Annotated in this window: 17 protein-coding genes; 4 read left to right on the top strand and 13 right to left on the bottom strand. The window is 54.2% G+C overall.

The window, feature by feature from the left end:
* Positions 1-46 precede the first annotated feature (46 nt).
* The 6 genes from nuoF to lrhA all read right to left on the bottom strand — a co-directional run bounded on the left by nuoF (position 47) and on the right by lrhA (position 6,475).
* Positions 47-1,384 (bottom strand): NADH-quinone oxidoreductase subunit NuoF, encoded by a 1,338-nt coding sequence (nuoF, locus tag EKN83_RS01705; RefSeq protein WP_008500209.1) that lies wholly within the window; start codon positions 1,382-1,384, stop codon positions 47-49.
* Positions 1,381-1,881 (bottom strand): NADH-quinone oxidoreductase subunit NuoE, encoded by a 501-nt coding sequence (gene nuoE / locus EKN83_RS01710; RefSeq protein WP_003861486.1) that lies wholly within the window; start codon positions 1,879-1,881, stop codon positions 1,381-1,383. Before nuoE ends, nuoF begins: the two co-directional genes overlap by 4 nt.
* 2 nt (positions 1,882-1,883) lie before the next feature.
* A complete protein-coding gene (nuoC, locus tag EKN83_RS01715) occupies positions 1,884-3,686 on the bottom strand; it encodes an NADH-quinone oxidoreductase subunit C/D (RefSeq protein ID WP_025757183.1) in 1,803 nt (600 codons plus the stop codon).
* 89 nt (positions 3,687-3,775) lie between these two features.
* The gene (nuoB, locus tag EKN83_RS01720) at positions 3,776-4,450 is read right to left on the bottom strand and encodes an NADH-quinone oxidoreductase subunit NuoB (RefSeq protein WP_003861482.1); all 675 of its coding nucleotides are present in this window, start codon (positions 4,448-4,450) and stop codon (positions 3,776-3,778) included.
* A gap of 15 nt (positions 4,451-4,465) precedes the next feature.
* Positions 4,466-4,906: an NADH-quinone oxidoreductase subunit NuoA gene (gene nuoA, locus EKN83_RS01725; RefSeq protein WP_014171000.1), complete on the bottom strand. Its 441-nt coding sequence runs from the start codon at positions 4,904-4,906 to the stop codon at positions 4,466-4,468.
* Positions 4,907-5,536: 630 nt separating this feature from the next.
* The gene (lrhA, locus tag EKN83_RS01730; protein ID WP_045286090.1) at positions 5,537-6,475 is read right to left on the bottom strand and encodes a transcriptional regulator LrhA; all 939 of its coding nucleotides are present in this window, start codon (positions 6,473-6,475) and stop codon (positions 5,537-5,539) included.
* Positions 6,476-7,413: 938 nt separating this feature from the next.
* Between lrhA and alaA the strand changes: the two genes are divergently transcribed.
* Positions 7,414-8,628: an alanine transaminase AlaA gene (alaA, locus tag EKN83_RS01735; protein ID WP_003861471.1), complete on the top strand. Its 1,215-nt coding sequence runs from the start codon at positions 7,414-7,416 to the stop codon at positions 8,626-8,628.
* 118 nt (positions 8,629-8,746) lie between these two features.
* Positions 8,747-9,346 carry a 5'-deoxynucleotidase gene (gene yfbR, locus EKN83_RS01740; RefSeq protein ID WP_045285782.1) on the top strand — a complete coding sequence of 200 codons (600 nt, stop codon included), beginning with the start codon at positions 8,747-8,749 and terminating at the stop codon, positions 9,344-9,346.
* A gap of 53 nt (positions 9,347-9,399) precedes the next feature.
* Here yfbR and EKN83_RS01745 read toward each other — a convergent pair whose 3' ends face one another.
* The 4 genes from EKN83_RS01745 to yfbV all read right to left on the bottom strand — a co-directional run bounded on the left by EKN83_RS01745 (position 9,400) and on the right by yfbV (position 13,020).
* Positions 9,400-11,232 carry an SLC13 family permease gene (locus EKN83_RS01745; protein WP_126800220.1) on the bottom strand — a complete coding sequence of 611 codons (1,833 nt, stop codon included), beginning with the start codon at positions 11,230-11,232 and terminating at the stop codon, positions 9,400-9,402.
* Positions 11,233-11,307: 75 nt separating this feature from the next.
* Positions 11,308-11,967 (bottom strand): sugar phosphatase, encoded by a 660-nt coding sequence (locus tag EKN83_RS01750; protein ID WP_025757179.1) that lies wholly within the window; start codon positions 11,965-11,967, stop codon positions 11,308-11,310.
* Between the two features lie 11 nt (positions 11,968-11,978).
* Complete coding sequence (locus tag EKN83_RS01755) at positions 11,979-12,473, bottom strand: YfbU family protein (protein WP_008502874.1); 495 nt, start codon at positions 12,471-12,473, stop codon at positions 11,979-11,981.
* A gap of 91 nt (positions 12,474-12,564) precedes the next feature.
* Positions 12,565-13,020 carry a terminus macrodomain insulation protein YfbV gene (gene yfbV, locus EKN83_RS01760; protein WP_045285783.1) on the bottom strand — a complete coding sequence of 152 codons (456 nt, stop codon included), beginning with the start codon at positions 13,018-13,020 and terminating at the stop codon, positions 12,565-12,567.
* Between the two features lie 337 nt (positions 13,021-13,357).
* Here yfbV and ackA point away from each other — a divergent pair, with 337 nt between their 5' ends.
* Positions 13,358-14,560 carry an acetate kinase gene (gene ackA / locus EKN83_RS01765; RefSeq protein ID WP_025757177.1) on the top strand — a complete coding sequence of 401 codons (1,203 nt, stop codon included), beginning with the start codon at positions 13,358-13,360 and terminating at the stop codon, positions 14,558-14,560.
* Between the two features lie 76 nt (positions 14,561-14,636).
* The gene (pta, locus tag EKN83_RS01770; protein ID WP_025757176.1) at positions 14,637-16,778 is read left to right on the top strand and encodes a phosphate acetyltransferase; all 2,142 of its coding nucleotides are present in this window, start codon (positions 14,637-14,639) and stop codon (positions 16,776-16,778) included.
* A 110-nt stretch (positions 16,779-16,888) separates the two neighbouring features.
* Here the strand turns inward: pta and EKN83_RS01775 are convergent, their stop codons facing one another.
* From EKN83_RS01775 to EKN83_RS01785, 3 genes are read right to left on the bottom strand one after another with little or no spacing between them, the layout of a single operon-like run.
* Positions 16,889-17,842, bottom strand: a complete 954-nt coding sequence (locus EKN83_RS01775) for a transketolase family protein (protein WP_025757175.1) — start codon at positions 17,840-17,842, stop codon at positions 16,889-16,891.
* Positions 17,835-18,665, bottom strand: a complete 831-nt coding sequence (locus EKN83_RS01780; RefSeq protein ID WP_126800221.1) for a transketolase — start codon at positions 18,663-18,665, stop codon at positions 17,835-17,837. Before EKN83_RS01780 ends, EKN83_RS01775 begins: the two co-directional genes overlap by 8 nt.
* A complete protein-coding gene (locus EKN83_RS01785; RefSeq protein WP_025757173.1) occupies positions 18,662-20,053 on the bottom strand; it encodes a PTS ascorbate transporter subunit IIC in 1,392 nt (463 codons plus the stop codon). The genes EKN83_RS01780 and EKN83_RS01785 overlap by 4 nt, the downstream gene beginning before the upstream one ends.
* Between the last annotated feature and the right edge of the window lie 19 nt (positions 20,054-20,072).

The following is a 20,072-nucleotide window of genomic DNA, read 5'->3' on the forward strand; positions in this document are numbered from 1 at the left end:
TCCAGTTGGCTCAGTCGAAACCGAGCGTTAATCAAAATTCTTGTCGTTACCAGCGCGCTTTCAGCAGGTTCGGCTGAATCCCATTAATCGCATGGGTATTGCTGAACGGCTGCTTGATGCCTGCTTCGAATTCGTCGCGGAAATATTTAATCGCGCTCTGCAGCGGTTCGACAGCACCCGGTGCGTGGGCACAGAAGGTTTTACCCGGACCTAAGAATCGACACAGTTGCTCAAGTGTCTCGATATCGCCAGGCTGGCCTTCGCCACGTTCGATTGCACGCAGGATCTTCACGCTCCACGGCAGACCATCACGGCAAGGTGTACACCAGCCGCAGGACTCACGGGCGAAGAACTCTTCCAGGTTACGCACCAGCGATACCATGCCGATCTCGTGGTCGACGGCCATCGCCAGCGCCGTACCCAGACGGCTGCCTGCTTTACCGATGCTTTCGAATTCCATCGGCAGGTCAAGGTGAGCTTCGGTCAGGAAGTCTGTCCCTGCCCCACCCGGCTGCCAGGCTTTGAATTTCAGGCCATCGCGCATGCCGCCAGCGTAGTCTTCAAGAATTTCACGTGCGGTGGTACCGAACGGCAGCTCCCAGACGCCAGGATTTTTCACGCGGCCGGAGAAGCCCATCAGCTTGGTACCAGCATCTTTGCTTGAGGAGATGCCCTGATACCACTCCACACCGTTGGCGAGGATTGCCGGAACGTTACACAGGGTTTCGACGTTGTTTACGCAGGTCGGCTTACCCCACACGCCGGAGCTTGCCGGGAATGGCGGCTTGGAACGCGGGTTCGCACGGCGGCCTTCCAGGGAGTTAATCAGCGCGGTTTCTTCACCGCAGATATAACGCCCGGCACCGGTGTGCACGAACAGCTCGAAGTCAAAACCAGTGCCCAGAATGTTTTTGCCAAGCAGGCCCGCTTCAGTGGCTTCCGCAATCGCGCGACGCAGGTTTTCTGCTGCTTCGATGTACTCACCGCGCAGGAAGATGTAACCACGGTACGCTTTCAGCGCAAACGCCGAGATCAGCATGCCTTCCACCAGCAGGTGCGGCAACTGCTCCATCAGCAGACGGTCTTTATAGGTGCCCGGCTCCATTTCATCGGCGTTACACAGCAGGTAACGGATGTTCATGGATTCGTCTTTCGGCATCAGGCTCCACTTCAGGCCGGTGGAGAAGCCCGCGCCACCGCGGCCTTTCAGACCCGACTCTTTCACCGCGTTAACGATGTCGTCCGGCGCCATGCCACCGAGGGCTTTACGCGCACCGGCATAGCCGTTTTTGCTCTGGTATTCGTCGAGCCATACCGGCTGTTTGTCATCGCGCAGACGCCAGGTCAGCGGATGGGTTTCAGCAGTACGAATTACAGTTTTCATTTGTACTGCTCCAGCAGGTCAGGAATCGCTTCCGGCGTCAGATGGCTGTGAGTGTCCTCATCAATCATCATGGTCGGCCCCTTGTCGCAGTTACCCAGGCAGCAGGTTGGCAGCAGAGTAAAGCGACCATCAAAGGTGGTCTGGCCCGGCTTGATATTGAGTTTCTTCTCAATGGCAGCCTGAATGCCCTGATAACCGGTAATGTGACAGACAACGCTGTCGCAGTAGCGGATCACATGACGGCCTACCGGCTGACGGAAGATCTGGCTGTAGAACGTGGCTACGCCTTCTACGTCACTTGCCGGAATACCCAGCACTTCTGCGATCGCATAGATCGCCCCATCCGGCACCCAACCACGCTGTTTCTGTACGATTTTCAGCGCTTCAATGGACGCCGCACGCGGGTCTTCGTAGTGGTGCATCTCGTGCTCGATGGCGGCACGCTCTGCTTCACTCAGCTCAAAAGCCTCGGTTTGTGGTTGTTGATTCTCGTGCATAATTAGCGGTCCACATCTGACATAACAAAATCGATACTACCCAGATACACAATCAGGTCGGAGACCAGACTGCCGCGAATGGCGGACGGGATCTGCTGCAGGTGCGCGAAGCTTGGCGTACGCACACGGGTACGGTAGCTCATGGTGCTGCCGTCGCTGGTCAGGTAGTAACTGTTAATACCCTTGGTCGCTTCAATCATCTGGAAGGATTCTTGCGCCGGCATGACCGGACCCCAGGAAACCTGCAGGAAGTGGGTGATCAGGGTTTCGATATGTTGCAGCGTGCGCTCTTTCGGTGGCGGCGTGGTCAGCGGGTGATCCGCTTTGAACGGGCCTTCCGGCATGTTGTTGAGGCACTGCTCAAGGATGCGCAGACTCTGACGCAGCTCTTCCACTTTCAGCATCACGCGGGTGTAGCAGTCGGAAACACCGCCGCCCACCGGGACTTCAAAGTCGAAGTTCTCGTAGCCAGAGTAAGGACGCGCTTTACGCACGTCGAAATTAATACCGGTCGCACGCAGACCTGCACCTGTTGTCCCCCACTCCAGCGCTTCTTTCGCGCCGTAGGCCGCAACACCCTGGGAACGCCCTTTCAGGATGGTGTTACGCAGCGCGGCTTTCTCATAGGAGGCCAGACGTTTTGGCATCCAGTCGAGGAACTCACGCAGCAGTCGATCCCAACCACGCGGCAGATCGTGTGCCACACCGCCGATACGGAACCAGGCAGGGTGCATACGGAAACCGGTAATCGCTTCCACCAGATCGTAGATTTTCTGACGGTCGGTAAAGGCGAAGAAGACCGGGGTCATCGCGCCGACGTCCTGAATGAAGGTGGAGATATACAGCAGGTGGCTGTTAATGCGGAACAGTTCTGACAGCATCACGCGGATGACGTTAACGCGATCCGGAACGGTAATACCTGCCAGTTTCTCAACGGCCAGCACGTATGGCATCTCGTTTACGCAGCCGCCGAGGTACTCGATACGGTCAGTATACGGAATATAGCTGTGCCAGGATTGACGCTCGCCCATCTTCTCAGCACCACGGTGGTGGTAGCCAATGTCAGGAACACAGTCGACAATCTCTTCGCCATCAAGCTGAAGAATGATACGGAAGGCACCGTGCGCAGACGGGTGGTTCGGACCGAGGTTGAGGAACATGAAGTCCTCGTTGTCGGTACCGCGCTTCATGCCCCAGTCTTCTGGCTTGAAGGTCAGGGCTTCCATCTCCAGATCCTGCTTGGCTTTGGTCAGCTCAAACGGGTCGAATTCAGTAGCACGTGCCGGGTAGTCTTTACGCAGCGGGTGGCCGGTCCAGGTCTGCGGCATCATGATGCGCGTCAGATGCGGGTGGCCGTCAAAGGTCATGCCGAACATTTCCCAGGTTTCACGCTCATACCAGTTGGCGTTCGGGAAAAGTTTGGTGAGCGTCGGCAGATGCATGTCGTTTTCAGACAATGCCACCTTGAGCATGATATCCGTATTACGGTCTATTGAGATCAGGTGGTAGAAAACGGAAAAATCCGCAGCAGGGAGACCCTGGCGGTGGGTACGCAGACGTTCATCCATGCCGTGTAAGTCAAACAGCATGACGTACGGTTTTGGCAATTTCTTGAGGAAATCGACAACTTCCAGCAATTGCTCACGCTTCACCCAAACAACGGGTACCCCGGTGCGGGTAGCCTGAACAGTAAAGGCATCCGGCCCAAAACGGTTGCGCAGTTCGCCAATGACTGGGTCATCCAGATGATCCCGTGTCTGCCAGGCGGCTTCTTGCGCGGTTAAGTCGGTCATATTGTTCACCATTGCAAATGGTCCGTGGTGACTGTTGAGCCTGGCTTCGCGCTATTTGAGTAGTGATATGCGAAGGTGTTCTCCAGGCCTACAGGCGCAAATTAAATTTCGTCAGGCGTACGCAGATTGGTGACGGCAATACGTTCACCACGTTTACGCTCGCGCTCAGACTGCATGTTCGCGCGATACACACCCTGATCGCCAACAACCCACGACAGTGGGCGACGTTCTTTACCGATAGACTCCTGCAGCAGCATCAGCGCCTGCATGTAAGCTTCCGGACGTGGCGGACAACCCGGGATGTAGACATCCACTGGGATAAACTTATCTACGCCCTGCACGACAGAATAGATGTCGTACATACCGCCAGAGTTTGCACATGCGCCCATGGAGATAACCCATTTTGGCTCCAGCATCTGGTCATAAAGACGCTGAATAACAGGTGCCATCTTGGTAAAGCAGGTACCGGCGACCACCATCAGGTCAGCCTGACGTGGGGAAGCACGCAGTACCTCTGCCCCAAAACGCGCAACGTCATGCACCGCAGTGAATGACGTCACCATTTCAACGTAGCAGCAAGAAAGGCCAAAGTTGTAAGGCCAGATGGAGTTCTTACGACCCCAGTTGACCATATCGTGCATGGCATGCTCGAGTTTGCCCATGTACACGCTTTTATTGACTTCTTGCTCCAGGGGGTCGGTTACGATCTCCTGTTTTTGCAGGGGGTAACGGTCATTCTCACCGTTAGGATCTATGCGGGTGAGCGTATAATCCATCTTATTGCCTCGCTGTTACTGCTGACGATTAGAGATACTGTTTTCCGGGTTGATATGTTCACGACGTGAACGCGCAGGCGTCCAGTCAAGCGCGCCAATACGCACCAGATAAACCAGACCGGCCAGTAGCACTAAAATGAAAATTGCGGCCTCGACAAAGCCCACCCAACCACTTTCGCGGATGGAGGTTGACCATGCGAAAAGGTAAAGCGCTTCCACGTCGAAGATGACGAAGAACATGGCTACCAGATAGAACTTGGCAGACAGGCGTAAGCGAGCGGAACCGACCGAATCAATACCTGATTCGAAAGGTGTGTTTTTGTGCCTTGCGCGGGCGCGACCGCCCAGGAACCAGCCGCCGACTAACATCAGGCAGCACAGGCCAATGGCTACAATAAGAAAGATTGCGAATGCCCAGTGATGAGCGATGACTTCTGTGGATGTTGACATACTCATTGCTTACTCATCAAAAGTGATACCAACGACACTGCTCTTGCTGGCAGATGGGCATCACATCGATTCATGGGGAGGAACAAATAACCTTACACTAACTGTCAGAAATGAGACGTAGACAGCAAAATGATGGGGTTTTTTACTCCTTTCTATAACCTATTGTCAACTTTAACAAAGGTTTCTTCACATTAAATTACATCGAGCGATTCTCATTAACATTTGGTGCCCTTTAACCCTGGTGGGTACATGACTTTCCGTCAAATGTATGTTGTTGAATCGTGTCCGTTTCGGAAGTAAAAAAAATAACCCTCCTATTTTGACAGGATTTGCCAACGATTCCTCCCCCCAAATAGGAGTATTTTCTTGATCTGAGACACGCTTTTGTTAATTCAACCTAGAAAACGGCAACATCTTTCCTGTTTTATTAACATAGGTGACATAAGGATGAAGTGAGAACAGAAAATGGATAAGTTTTGAGCGAAATGATTTATATTATTGATCTGTAATATGAATTCTTAAAACCCACGCTTCTGAAGCGGGTATTATTGCGAAAAAAAAGCCACTGCATGCAAAATTCACACGAGTGGCTTTTTTTTACACTTACATTTTGTTACCAGAATTTTGAGCCAGCGATCACTCAAAGTCCCCTTCAACAATCAGAGAATCATCCCCTCCTTCGGAGGTAATGCGCTCGAACTGCCACGGGTTATGGTAGTTTTCCATCGCCTCGAACACCACGCTTGCCAGTTCATTATGACTGGACGCGTTGTGGCAGAGCAGATACTCCGTATCAGGCAGCACGGGAAGTCCATCGGATTTACCCAGCACGCGCAGATCCGGGCTCATCATCTCCACCGGGCGTGCCGTTACGCCAAGCCCGGCTTTCACTGCAGCACGAACCGCGGGTAACGTGGATGCCACATATGCCAGGCGCCACGGGATGTTGGCTTCATTCAGCGCTGTCAGCACCATATCGCGGAACGGGCTCGGGTCATCCAGGAGCACCAGTGGCACCGGCTCCCCTTTTTGCAGCACATATTCGGCTGCGCAATACCAGTGCGTTGGGGATGTACGCAACGTCAGGCAATCAAACTGCCCGGGACGGTGCGTCGTCACCACCAGGTCGACTTTATTTTCCTTTAACATCTCAACCATAAAGGCATTACGTTTCACGCTGACATCCAGCGCAAGCTTCGGATAAACCGAACTAATGCGATTGAGAAGAAACGGCAATATGGTGTCCGCTGACTCATCAGATGCGCCTAACGTTAGCACGCCTTGTAGGTTGCTAAACATTAATGACATACATGCTTCATCATTAAAGCGAAGAATTTTCCTGGCATAACCCAGTAGCTGAATACCGTGTTCCGTTAAGAGCTTATTGCGCCCATGACGGGCAAAAAGCTCTTTACCAACCAGTTGCTCCAGCCGCTGCATTTGCTGACTCACGGCAGACTGGGTTCGGCAAACGGCGGCAGCAGCAGCTGCAAAAGTGTTGAGATCGGCGACCGCAACAAACGTTCTCAGCAGATCGAGGTCGAGATTCATTATCGGACGATTTGCATTTATCATATCTATTCACTTTCAGGTTGCTCGTGCGGAGCTGCCCGGGTTGAAGCTGTGTGTGTAACAGTTAAGCAATTCCCTCTGAAGGTTTTCCCTCGCATCCCGGCCCGGCAGACTGCCTGACAGATAGTTATTGTGCTGCTTAATATCAACAGTCAGAAAGCACGTTTCATGACGTTATTTTTATTCTCTTAAACGTTCAGGATATTTAGATGTTCGCAGGATTATGTAAATTACATTAAAGGTGTAACACCTTTTCTGCCATCTTTATCGCAGCGCTGTCAACGTAGCAGGAGATCGTCAAACCCTTCCCGCCAGAGATAACTCCAACAATAACAATCAATTAAACAGGAATAGCAGTTCCAGACAGACAAAAAACATGTCTCTGACATCTGCTTTCCTGAAAGACATCTTAACCCAAATCCATTTTATTTATAAGTCTTATTGCAATATTGAGGATTAAAGAAGAATGTTAAGCATCTAAACAAATTTTATTAAAATTAACTAAAGTTGCATTTTATAGGTTAATAATAAATAAATTTTAATTTTGATTAAGAGCATCCATTAATGCCACTTAACATTAATTTCACATGAGTAACTTTTAACCACACTGCGCTATTAAAGCAAGACGACGCTAACATTCAGGTTTTACGAAAAGTCACGCAGGGTGATTGCCCCCTCATCTGGCTCATCACATATTTTTCACCAGCACAATATACAGTAATCCAGAAAATGAATAGCAGAATAAACCTAATCTTTTGCCATGCATGCAACTTTACGGTAGCAAAGTGGGCACCTGCAGCGTAAAAGATTTATCAAGAATTTGCTGTCGGTACAAAATCTTCTCCTGCACACCCTTCAAAACGAAGCGAGGGGGGAGTACATTATTCCGTGCTGACTTCCACGGCAGGGAGCGGCAATAATAGCGAAAAGGTTAAAGGTTCATGTCCCCTATCGAAAAATCCAGCAAGCTAGATAACGTCTGTTATGACATCCGCGGCCCGGTTCTGAAAGAGGCGAAACGCCTGGAAGAAGAAGGCAATAAGGTTCTGAAACTCAACATTGGTAACCCTGCGCCATTTGGTTTTGAAGCGCCGGATGAAATTCTGGTTGATGTGATCCGCAACCTTCCTACTGCTCAAGGCTATTGTGATTCCAAAGGACTGTACTCCGCACGTAAAGCCATCATGCAGCACTACCAGGCACGCGGTATGCGTGATGTTACCGTTGAAGATATCTATATCGGCAACGGCGTCTCCGAACTGATTGTGCAGGCGATGCAGGCGCTGCTGAACAGCGGTGACGAAATGCTGGTTCCCGCCCCGGACTACCCGCTGTGGACGGCGGCCGTGTCACTCTCCAGCGGCAAAGCGGTACACTATCTGTGTGATGAATCTTCTGACTGGTTCCCGGATCTCGACGATATTCGCGCGAAAATCACTCCACGTACGCGCGGCATCGTGATCATCAACCCGAACAACCCAACGGGCGCGGTTTATTCAAAAGAACTGCTGATGGAGATCGTGGAGATCGCTCGTCAGCACAACCTGATCATCTTCGCGGACGAGATTTACGACAAGATCCTCTACGATGCAGCGCAGCACCACTCCATCGCCGCGCTGGCTCCGGATCTGCTGACCGTGACCTTTAACGGCCTCTCTAAGACCTACCGCGTGGCCGGTTTCCGTCAGGGCTGGATGGTATTAAACGGTCCGAAAAAACACGCCAAAGGCTATATTGAAGGTCTGGAGATGCTGGCTTCCATGCGTTTATGTGCCAACGTTCCGGCCCAGCACGCAATCCAGACGGCGCTCGGCGGCTATCAGAGCATTAGTGAATTTATCGTTCCCGGTGGTCGTCTGTACGAACAGCGTAACCGCGCATGGGAGCTGATCAACGATATCCCGGGCGTCTCCTGCGTGAAGCCAAATGGGGCGCTGTATATGTTCCCGAAAATCGACGCGAAGCGCTTCAACATTCACGACGATCAGAAGATGGTGCTCGACTTCCTGCTTCAGGAAAAAGTGCTGCTGGTTCAGGGCACGGCATTTAACTGGCCATGGCCGGACCACGTACGTATCGTCACGCTGCCGCGCGAAGATGACCTTGAAATGGCCATTAGCCGCTTCGGGCGTTTCCTCTCCGGTTATCATCAGTAATATTCTCTTTCTGCCGGGTAGCGCTGCGCTTACCCGGCCAACGAAACCTGCAAATTTGCATCTTCCCTCCCCTCCCCGCACAATGAAGTCCTGTCGCAGTGAAGACAAAAGGTAACCTATGAGTCAGAGTCATTTCTTTGCCCATCTCTCCCGCCTGAAACTCATCAACCGCTGGCCGCTGATGCGCAATGTCCGCACTGAGAATGTGTCAGAGCACAGCCTTCAGGTGGCAATGGTCGCTCACGCGCTGGCCGCCATTAAAAACCGCAAATTCAACGGTCAGGTTAATGCTGAGCGCATTGCCCTGCTGGCGATGTATCACGATGCGTCAGAGGTGTTAACCGGAGATCTGCCGACGCCGGTGAAATATTTCAACTCGCAGATTGCGCAGGAATATAAGGCCATCGAGAAAATTGCCCAGCAGAAGCTGATTGACATGGTGCCGGACGAGTTACGCGATATCTTTGAGCCGCTTATTGATGAACAGCAGTACACAGAGGAAGAGAAGTCGCTGGTAAAGCAGGCCGACGCGCTCTGTGCCTATCTGAAGTGTCTCGAAGAGTTATCCGCGGGGAATAATGAGTTTTTACTGGCAAAAACGCGTCTGGAAAAAACGCTGGAATCCCGCCGCAGCGAAGAGATGGATTACTTTATGCAGGTGTTTGTACCGAGCTTCCATTTATCGTTGGATGAGATTAGCCAGGATTCTCCGTTGTAATTTTTCGCCGGGTGGCGGCTTCGCCTTACCCGGCCTACGTTTCTGCGCTCATGCTAAAACGGGAATAAAACCGGTATCAACACCACGCATACCAGCATCACCAGCACGGTGAACGGCACCCCCAGCTTCACAAAATCGCTGAACCGGTAGTTCCCCGGCCCCAGAACCAGCGTGTTCACCGGTGACGAAACCGGCGTCATAAATGCCGCGGAAGCGGCCATCGCCACCATCATCGCAAACGGATACGGTGACACGCCCATGGATTTCGCCATCGCCAGCGCGATGGGCGCCATCAGCACCGCCGTAGCGGTATTGGAGATAAACAGTCCGATCGTGGCGCACATGATAAACAGGCATACCAGCATCATGTACGGCCCGTATCCGCCGCCAACGTCCATCAGCCCTTTGACGACTAAATCCACACCGCCGGTTTTTTGCAGAGCAAGGGCGAACGGCATCATCCCCACAATCAGGATGATGCTTGGCCAGTGAATCGCCTTATAGGCGCTCTCGGCATCAATACAGCGAAACTTGCCCATTAACAGACAGGCAATAATGGCCGCGACCGGATTGGGGATCTCGTCGGTCAGCATCAGCGCCACCATCAATACCAGGCAAAAAATCGCATGGGGCGCCTGGCTGTGCGCCGGGGAGGCATCGCTCTCTTCAACAGGCATGTTGAGCACCACAAAATCGCGGCCCTTTTGCCCAAGCTGACTTATCAGCTTCCAGTTACCGACGACGAGAAAGATATCCCCCAGCAGGATCGGCTCATCCACCACCGCCCCTTCCATCGCCACGCCATCACGCTTCAGCCCCACGACATTCAGACCATAACGGGTACGGAACCCCATTTCCCGCACGGTTTTACCCAACAGCTCCGATTCCGGGATCAGCGATACTTCGGCCATGCCGACATCCAGCGCCTGGTCTGAGAAATACTCTCCGCGTAGCACCATCGGTTCCAGCAGCTGTTCACTACAAAACTCACGCAGATCCACCTCCGCGGTGGACATATCAATCAGCAGGACATCCCGCGCGCGGAATTCCGACACCCCGTTAACGTTGACGATGACCCGGCGAAAACGACGCCAGCGCTCAACACCAATCACATTCGCGCCGTAGCGCTCACGCAGTTTCAGATCGTCAAGCCGCTGGCCCACCATTGGCGAACCGGGGCGAATGGCCAGGCGGCGCGCCCGCCCGGTGAGGCGGTATTCTTTAATCAGATCGCGGAAGGTGCGTTGTTTCCACCCTTCTTTGCTTTTGTCCTGTTTTTCGCCTTTCAGGGCAAAACGGGTCAGCAGCATGTAAACCACGCCCATCACCAGAACGACCAGTCCAAGCGGAGTCACGCTGAAAAAACTGAAGCCCTGAAAGCCTTCCCGGATCAGCTCACTGTTGACGACCAGGTTCGGCGGCGTGGCCACCAGCGTCATCATGCCGCTTATCAAACCGGCAAAACTCAGGGGCATCATCAGCCGCGACGGCGAGCTCTGCATCCGCATGGAGACGCTCAACACCACCGGGATAAAGATAGCGACCACCCCCGTTGAACTCATAAACGCCCCCAGTCCGGCGACCGTCAGCATTAGATAGACCAGCATTTTCGTTTCGCTGTTGCCAGCCACCTTCACCAGCCACGCGCCCATAATCGTTGCCACACCGGTGCGCACGAGGCCATCACCGATGATAAACAGGGCGGCAATCAGAATAACGTTGGGATCGCTAAACCCGGAGAAGGCTTCCGGCAGCGTGAGCGTACCGCTCAGCACAAAGGCGACGATGACAAACAAGGCGACGGCATCCATGCGTACCTTGCCCGTGGCAAAAAGGATAATGGCGATTAAAAGCAGGCTCAGGACCCAGATCAGTTCACCGTTCACAACATGTCCTTGTCAGTGGGAGATGAGAAATTTTGCCATAAAAAAGCCCCATCAGCGTGGGGCTATATCATGGGTTTACACTTTTAGCGAGACGGTTACAACACCGTCAGGTGCTTTTGACACAGCCAGTGCAGTGAGAGAATCCAGCACCAGGTCGGCCTCCTCCAGGCGGGGGGACCCCGCCGGAACGTTCACCGCAATAACGTGGCTTCCGGCGTTCAGCCCGGCGAGTACGCCAGCCGCCGCATCTTCTACCACCACACACTCTGCGGGAGCGAGGCCCAGCAGTTCAGCTCCCAGCAAAAAGGCGTCGGGTTCGGGTTTGCCGCGCTTAACGCGCTCCGCAGTGATAAACACTTCCGGCTTCGGTAAACCTGCCGCCTTATGTCGGGCGTGGGCGACGGGAATGGAGCCTGAGGTGACGATAGCCCACGGGATCTGCGCTTCGTTCAGATGCTCAAGCAGTTCGCGCGCGCCCGGTAAAGCGGTGATGCCGTCCGTGTCCGTGGCTTCAATGTGTTCCAGGTATTTGAACTCCGCCTGAATATCGTCCTCAGAGCGTCCGGCCAGAAAGTGCCGTAACGAGGTAATGGCCTGTTTGCCATGGATAAAATTCAGCACCTCCTGATGGTCGATGCCATGTCTGTCAGCCCAATGGCACCATGAACGCTCCACAACCGGCAGCGAATCCACCAGCGTACCGTCCAGATCAAACAGAAAACCTCTACACTGCACACGCACCTCCGTCAGGCATTAATAATTTGTTGAATTTCGTTGCTGCTTAAATGGTACTGACGCGGGCAGGCGTGCCACGCGCTCAGCATACGTTGGTATTTATCCCACATAGGGGTCTGCGCGTTGAAACCGTGGGTACCCGCGTCAAAGTGGGTATAACGCCCTTCGGTATTCACCATAAAGCGCACATAGCTCAGATAACGCGCTTCCGTTGCCGCATCAAAGCCTAAGAAGGTCACGCGCCGCTCGTCAATGGACTGCTGATCTTTAAGATTCGTCCAGGAGACGTGCAGGGCGTGATACATCTCCATAATGTCGATCACGATGCGACAGGTTTCTTCTTTCAGCTCGCCAAATTCGCGGTCGAGTTCACGCATCTGCAAACCAAAGCCGCGTTCGACAATGGTCTGCAGGCGGCTGTAGCGCGCAGCGTTATCGGGATCAAGCATAGTCATCATCTTGTACTGGTTAGACAAAATCAGACGTTGAGCATGGGTCATTTCCATCTTTCGACTCCTGTAGCGCATTGCACTTAAAAAAAAGACACGGTAACGGATTGTTACTGTGCCTTCTTTTCATCGTCGTTTCGATGATCAATCACAAGTCATCGAGGAATGTTTTATCCAGCTGCTTAAAAGCGCGCTTTAACGTGTCCGCCAGCGCCTGGTAATCCGGCTTACCTTCCACCGGGGCGAGCGCCTGCCCGGCCTCCTCCAGTTTTCCGCGGACTTCATAAAACCAGTGTAAAATAGAAGGTGGCAGTGGGGTGACAGAACGTTTTCCTAACCACCACAGGCCCTGCATTGGCAGGCTTAGCGCGAAGAGCGCCGTTGCGACAGCGGGACCAAGCTGTCCACCCAGCGCAATCTGCCAGCACAGCGTAAAGACAGCGACGGGTGGCATAAAGCGAATCGCATGGCGCGTGGCGCGGATGGTGCGATTCTCAATGAACATGGGCGCAAGGCGCTTTTCCATTGGCCACGTCTTTGCGTAATGCTGTCCCCGACGAAACAGACTGAAGAAATTTACGGACGGGTTCTCTGGTGTCGACATGGCTGTACCTCAACTTCACATATAAAAATTAAAATTTTCGTGCAAAACCACAACAAGCTATGACAACGTTCAAAATATTTTGTCATCTCTACCCCGTATCGGGTATCCTGTGCCAGCCTGATAGGGCCATAGACGAGAATCATTAACTCGTCAAATTATTGCACATTATGCCATTGGCTGAAAATTGTGCAAAATGGCATAAAATCATAGTTATTTCTTCCATCATGCCACAATGTTCGTTTGGCATGATGTTAATCATAAATGTCTGAGTCATCATGCGTTACGCTGTTAGACTCACTGACGTTTTTTTAGCCACGTATCAATAATAGGTACTTCCATGTCGAGTAAGTTAGTACTGGTTCTGAACTGCGGTAGCTCCTCACTGAAATTCGCCATCATCGATGCGCTCAACGGTGACGAATACCTCTCTGGTTTGGCCGAATGTTTCCATCTGCCTGAAGCACGTATCAAGTGGAAGATGGACGGCAGCAAACAAGAAGCGGCTTTAGGTGCAGGCGCCGCTCACAGTGAAGCGCTGAACTTTATCGTTAACACTATTCTGGCACAAAAACCAGAACTGTCTGCTCAGCTGACTGCGATTGGTCACCGTATCGTCCACGGCGGCGAAAAATACACCAGCTCCGTCGTGATCGACGAATCTGTTATTCAGGGCATCAAAGACTCTGCCTCTTTTGCACCGCTGCACAACCCGGCGCACCTGATCGGTATCGCTGAAGCGCTGAAATCCTTCCCGAATCTGAAAGACAAAAACGTGGCCGTCTTCGACACTGCGTTCCATCAGACCATGCCGGAAGAGTCTTACCTCTATGCCCTGCCTTACAGCCTGTACAAAGAACACGGCGTACGTCGTTATGGCGCACACGGCACCAGCCACTTCTATGTGACTCAGGAAGCCGCAAAAGTACTGAACAAGCCGGTTGAAGAACTGAACATCATCACCTGCCATCTGGGCAACGGTGGTTCTGTTTCTGCTATCCGCAACGGTAAATGTGTAGATACCTCCATGGGTCTGACCCCGCTGGAAGGTCTGGTGATGGGTACCCGTTCCGGTGACATCGATCCGGCGATCATCTTCCACCTGCACGACACCCTGGGCATGAGCGTTGACCAGATCAACAAAATGCTGACTAAAGAGTCTGGCCTGCTGGGTCTGACCGAAGTCACCAGCGACTGCCGTTACGTTGAAGACAACTACGCAGAGAAAGAAGACGCTAAACGTGCAATGGACGTTTACTGCCACCGTCTGGCGAAATACATCGGCTCTTACACTGCGCTGATGGACGGTCGTCTGGACGCGGTTGTCTTCACCGGTGGTATCGGTGAGAACGCGGCAATGGTGCGTGAACTGTCCCTGGGCAAACTGGGCGTTCTGGGCTTCGACGTTGATCACGAGCGTAACCTGGCTGCCCGCTTCGGCAAGTCTGGCTTCATCAACAAAGAAGGCACCCGCCCTGCTCTCGTTATCCCAACTAACGAAGAACTGGTCATCGCGCAAGACGCGCACCGCCTGACTGCCTGATTCCACACCGCCAGCAATGCTGGCGGTGCTGTTTTGTAACCCGCCACATTCAGGCGGTAACGAAAGAGGATAAACCGTGTCCCGTACTATTATGCTGATCCCTACCGGAACCAGCGTCGGCCTGACCAGCGTCAGCCTTGGCGTGATCCGTGCTATGGAACGCAAAGGCGTTCGTCTGAGCGTCTTTAAGCCAATCGCCCAGCCACGCGCCGGTGGCGATGCGCCAGACCAGACCACCACCATCGTTCGTAAGAACTCCAATCTGCCAGCGGCTGAACCGCTGAAGATGAACCACGTTGAATCTCTGCTGTCCAGCAACCAGAAAGACGTGCTGATGGAAGAGATCATCGCCAACTACCACGCCAATACAAAAGACGCGGAAGTGGTGCTGGTTGAAGGCCTGGTTCCAACCCGCAAACACCAGTTTGCTCAGTCTCTGAACTTCGAAATCGCGAAAACCCTGAACGCAGAGATCGTTTTCGTGATGTCTCAGGGCACAGATACCCCAGAGCAGCTGAACGAGCGTATCGAACTGACGCGCAGCAGCTTCGGCGGTGCGAAAAATACCAACATCACCGGCGTGATCGTCAACAAACTGAACGCGCCAGTGGATGAACAAGGCCGTACGCGTCCTGACCTGTCTGAGATCTTTGACGACTCTTCCAAAGCGAAAGTCATTAAAGTTGACCCGGCGAAACTGCAGGAATCCAGCCCGCTGCCAGTACTGGGCGCGGTGCCATGGAGCTTCGATCTGATTGCCACCCGTGCAATCGATATGGCGCGTCACCTGAACGCCACCATCGTTAACGAAGGCGACATCAACACCCGTCGCGTGAAGTCCGTGACCTTCTGTGCACGCAGCATTCCGCACATGCTGGAACACTTCCGCGCAGGCTCCCTGCTGGTGACCTCCGCAGACCGTCCAGACGTACTGGTTGCAGCGTGTCTGGCCGCGATGAATGGCGTGGAAATCGGCGCTATTCTGCTGACCGGTGCTTACGAGATGGACCCACGCGTCAGCAAACTGTGCGAACGCGCGTTCGCGACCGGCCTGCCGGTCTTCATGGTGAACACCAACACCTGGCAGACCTCCCTGAGCCTGCAGAGCTTCAACCTGGAAGTGCCGGTTGATGACCATGAGCGTATTGAGAAAGTTCAGGAATACGTTGCGGGCTACATCAACGCAGACTGGATCGAATCCCTGACGGCGACCTCCGAGCGCAGCCGTCGTCTGTCTCCTCCTGCATTCCGTTACCAGCTGACCGAGCTGGCGCGTAAAGCAGGTAAACGCGTTGTGCTGCCAGAAGGCGACGAACCGCGTACTGTTAAAGCGGCAGCTATCTGTGCAGAGCGCGGCATCGCGACCTGTGTGCTGCTGGGTAACCCGGATGAGATCAACCGCGTGGCGGCGTCTCAGGGCGTTGAACTGGGTGCTGGCATCGAAATCGTTGACCCGGAAGTGGTTCGCGAAAGCTACGTTGCCCGTCTGGTTGAGCTGCGTAAGAGCAAGGGCATGACCGAAGCCGTTGCGCGCGAACAGCTGGAAGACAACGTGGTGCTGGGTACGCTGATGCTGGAGCAGGACGAAGTTGACGGTCTGGTTTCCGGTGCGGTTCATACCACCGCAAACACCATTCGTCCACCGCTGCAGCTGATCAAAACGGCACCGGGCAGCTCCCTGGTCTCTTCCGTATTCTTCATGCTGCTGCCGGAACAGGTTTACGTTTACGGCGACTGCGCGATCAACCCGGATCCAACGGCAGAGCAGCTGGCAGAAATCGCAATCCAGTCCGCGGACTCCGCGATTGCCTTCGGTATCGAACCTCGCGTGGCGATGCTTTCCTACTCCACCGGTACCTCTGGTGCAGGTAGCGACGTAGAGAAAGTGCGTGAAGCGACCCGTCTGGCGCAGGAAAAACGTCCTGACCTGATGATCGATGGCCCGCTGCAGTACGATGCCGCCGTTATGGCTGACGTTGCGAAATCCAAAGCGCCGAACTCTCCGGTTGCCGGTCGCGCTACCGTGTTCATCTTCCCGGATCTGAACACCGGTAACACCACCTACAAAGCGGTACAGCGTTCTGCAGACCTGATCTCCATCGGGCCGATGCTGCAGGGTATGCGCAAACCTGTGAACGACCTGTCTCGTGGCGCGCTGGTTGACGATATCGTCTACACCATTGCGCTGACGGCGATCCAGTCTTCACAGCAGCAGTAAGCCAAAAAGCCCGGTGGCGCTGACGCTTACCGGGCCTACGGTTTTGTAGGCCGGATAAGCGAAGCGCCACCGGGCAACAAAAAGGCGACCACAAAGGGTCGCCTTTTTTATTACAGCAGCTCTCTCGCCGCCGACACTATGTCATGTGCCGTCAGGCCATACTCCTTCTGCAGGAACTCCTGCGTCCCCACCTGGCCGTAACGCTCTTTTACCCCCACCCGCCGCATCGGCACCGGACAAGTTTCCACCAGTACTTCCGCCACCGCCGAACCCAGCCCGTTGTGAATGCTGTGATTTTCACAGGTCACAATCCGTCCGGTTTTCTCGGCGTAGTTTTTCACCAGCATCCGGTCGATGGGCTTCAGGGTAAACATGTCGATGACCGCCGCACTGACCCCCTCCTGCTCCAGCTGATGCGCCGCCTCAAGCGCTTCCGCCACCATAATGCCGTTGGCAATAAGCGTAATATCACTCCCCTCGCGAAGCACGTTGCCTTTGCCAATGGTGAAGGTTGAGCCCGGCGCATAAACGCTCGGCGCCTGCTTACGGATAGTACGCACCCAGTAGAACCCTTCCAGGTCAATCAGCTGGCGCAGGACGTCTTCAAACATCACCGCGTCAGTCACCTCCAGCACCACCGAATGCGCCAGACCGCGCACGATCCCCATGTCCTCAAACGACATATGGGTCCCGCCGTTGTGACAGGCGGTTACCCCCGCATCCGAGGCAATCACCTTCACGTTGTTGCGCTGGTAGTCGAGAGACATAAACAGCTGGTCGAAGCAGCGACGGCTGGCAAAGGCGGTGAAGGTGTGAACAAACGGCTTACGTCCGGTAAGCGCCAGCCCCGCCGCGGTGCCAATCACGTTGGCCTCCATAATGCCGCAGTTAATCACGTGCTGCGGATAATCGCGCGCTACGCCATCCATCGCCATTGAGCTCATCAGGTCCGCTTCCAGCGCGATAATCTCACTGCCAGCCTCAATCTGTTTTGCCACAAAGCCCGCGTAAACCTTGCGCATCTCAACGGCATCTTTCTGTCGTGGCGGTGCAACCTTAATCATGTGAAGCCTCCAGTTGGCGAATCGTCTCGTTGAGGGCCGCTTTGCTCTCTGCGGTCAAGCGCAGGTGGTGCGAGTTGCTAAGCTGCTCCAGATATGGCACCCCCTGCCCCTTAATGCTGTCGAGGATCACAACCCGCGGGCGCGCATCCGCGGCTGGCACGCGGGACGCCACCTCCAGCAGCCCAGGGATATCGTCACCTTTCACCGTCACCACGTCGAAACCAAAGGCGCGGAATTTCCCCTCCAGATCGAATGCGCTGATGATGTCATCCAGTTCGCCATCCAGCTGCTGCTTATTCCAGTCAACGAACACCGTCAGGTTATTCAGGCGATGGTGGGCAATAAACTGGAAGGCTTCCCAGCACTGCCCCTCGTTCAGCTCACCGTCACCGACGATGCAAAAGACCCGGTTCGGCCTGCCTGCCAGCTTGTGCGACAGCGCCATGCCGCCGGCGATGGAGATCCCTTGCCCCAGCGAGCCGGTCGTGGCATCCACGCCGCGCGTTTTCAGCCGGTCCGGGTGGCTGGGCAGCCGCGTACCGTTCTGGTTCAGGGTGCCCAGTTCCTCAATCGGGAAATAGCCTTTAATCGCCAGCGTGCTGTAGAGCGCCGGGCCCGCATGGCCTTTCGACAGGACAAAATAGTCTCGCTCAGGCCAGTCCGGATCTGCCGGGTCAATCTTCATCACCGCGCCGTACAGCACGGCGAGCGTTTCAACCACCGACATACTGCCGCCGTAGTGGCCAAACCCCAGCTGCGTCAGCGATTTCAGGGTCTCAAGACGAATGTGACGCGCTAGTTCAGTTATCTCTTTCTCATTCATGATTTGGCTCCGCTGTTTTCCTGCGCGTTACCGCCCGCAGGTTTGTTTTTCGCGAACACGTTGTACACCACCAGCAGCGCGAACAGCGCCACAACAAGCCCGGTAATGGCAAGCGGTGACAGGAAGCGCGCCAGGTTGCCGAGCACAATCCCGACAGCGCCGAAATCCGCGTCCGAGAAGGTGGTGTTGGCAAAGCCAATGGCGCCCAGTACCGGCAGCAGCAGGACCGGCAGGAAGGTGATCAGCAGACCGTTGGCAAAGGCGCCAATCATGGCCCCGCGACGTCCACCGGTGGCGTTACCGAACACGCCTGCCGTTGCGCCAGTGAAGAAGTGCGGCACCACGCCCGGGAGGATCAGCACCCAGCTGAACTGCCCGCAGATGAACAGCCCAACAATTCCCCCGAGGAAGCTGAACAGGAAGCCAATCAGCACCGCGTTTGGCGCATACGGATAGACCACCGGGCAGTCCAGAGCCGGACGCGCATTGGGTACCAGCTTTTCCGAGAAGCCGGTAAAGGCCGGGACGATTTCCGCCAGAATCAGACGCACGCCCTGCAGGATGATGAACACGCCCGCCGCAAAGGTGATCGCCATAATGATGGCGTAAACGAGGTAGTTCTGACCGCCGCTGAAGGTGGCCTCGACGTACTCGCGTCCGGCGCTCACCGCCATGATCAGGTAGATAATCATCATGGTCAGGGAGATAGAAATGGAGCTGTCGCGCAGGAAGCTCAGGTTCTTCGGCAGGTTCATCTCTTCGGTTGAGCGCGAGCCTTTACCTACCTTGCTGCCAATCCAGCCGGAGAGCACGTAGCCCAGCGTGCCGAAGTGGCCGAAGGCAATCTCGTCGTTGCCGGTAATACGCTTCATATAGCGCTGCGCAATGGCCGGGAAGAAGGCCATAATCAGGCCAAGGATCAGCGAGCCGGTAAAGACCAGCCCTACCCCCTCAAAACCCGCCACCGTCAGGATCACGCCAATCATGCACGCCATGTAGAAGGTGTGATGCCCGGTCAGGAAGATATACTTCAGGCGGGTAAAACGGGCGACGATAATATTTGCCACCATCCCGAAGGCCATAATCAACGCGGTTGAGGCGCCGTATTTCTCCAGCGCAATGGACACGATCGCTTCATTATTTGGAATAATTCCCTGGATATTAAAGGCGTGTTCAAACATGCCGCCTAAAGGATTTAACGACCCAACCAGTACCGTGGCACCGCCGCCCAAAACAATAAAGCCAAGAATGGTTTTAATGGTCCCTTTCACCACATCAGAAAAGGCTTTTTTCTGCGCGACCAGACCAATTAATGCAATTAACCCCACCAGCACCGAAGGGACTTTTAATATATCAACAACGAAATTCAGCGTTTCAAGGATAAACATATCCACCTCGCCTTATCAG

Source organism: Enterobacter sp. WCHEn090032 (assembly GCF_003986875.1).
Lineage (GTDB): Bacteria > Pseudomonadota > Gammaproteobacteria > Enterobacterales > Enterobacteriaceae > Enterobacter > Enterobacter sichuanensis.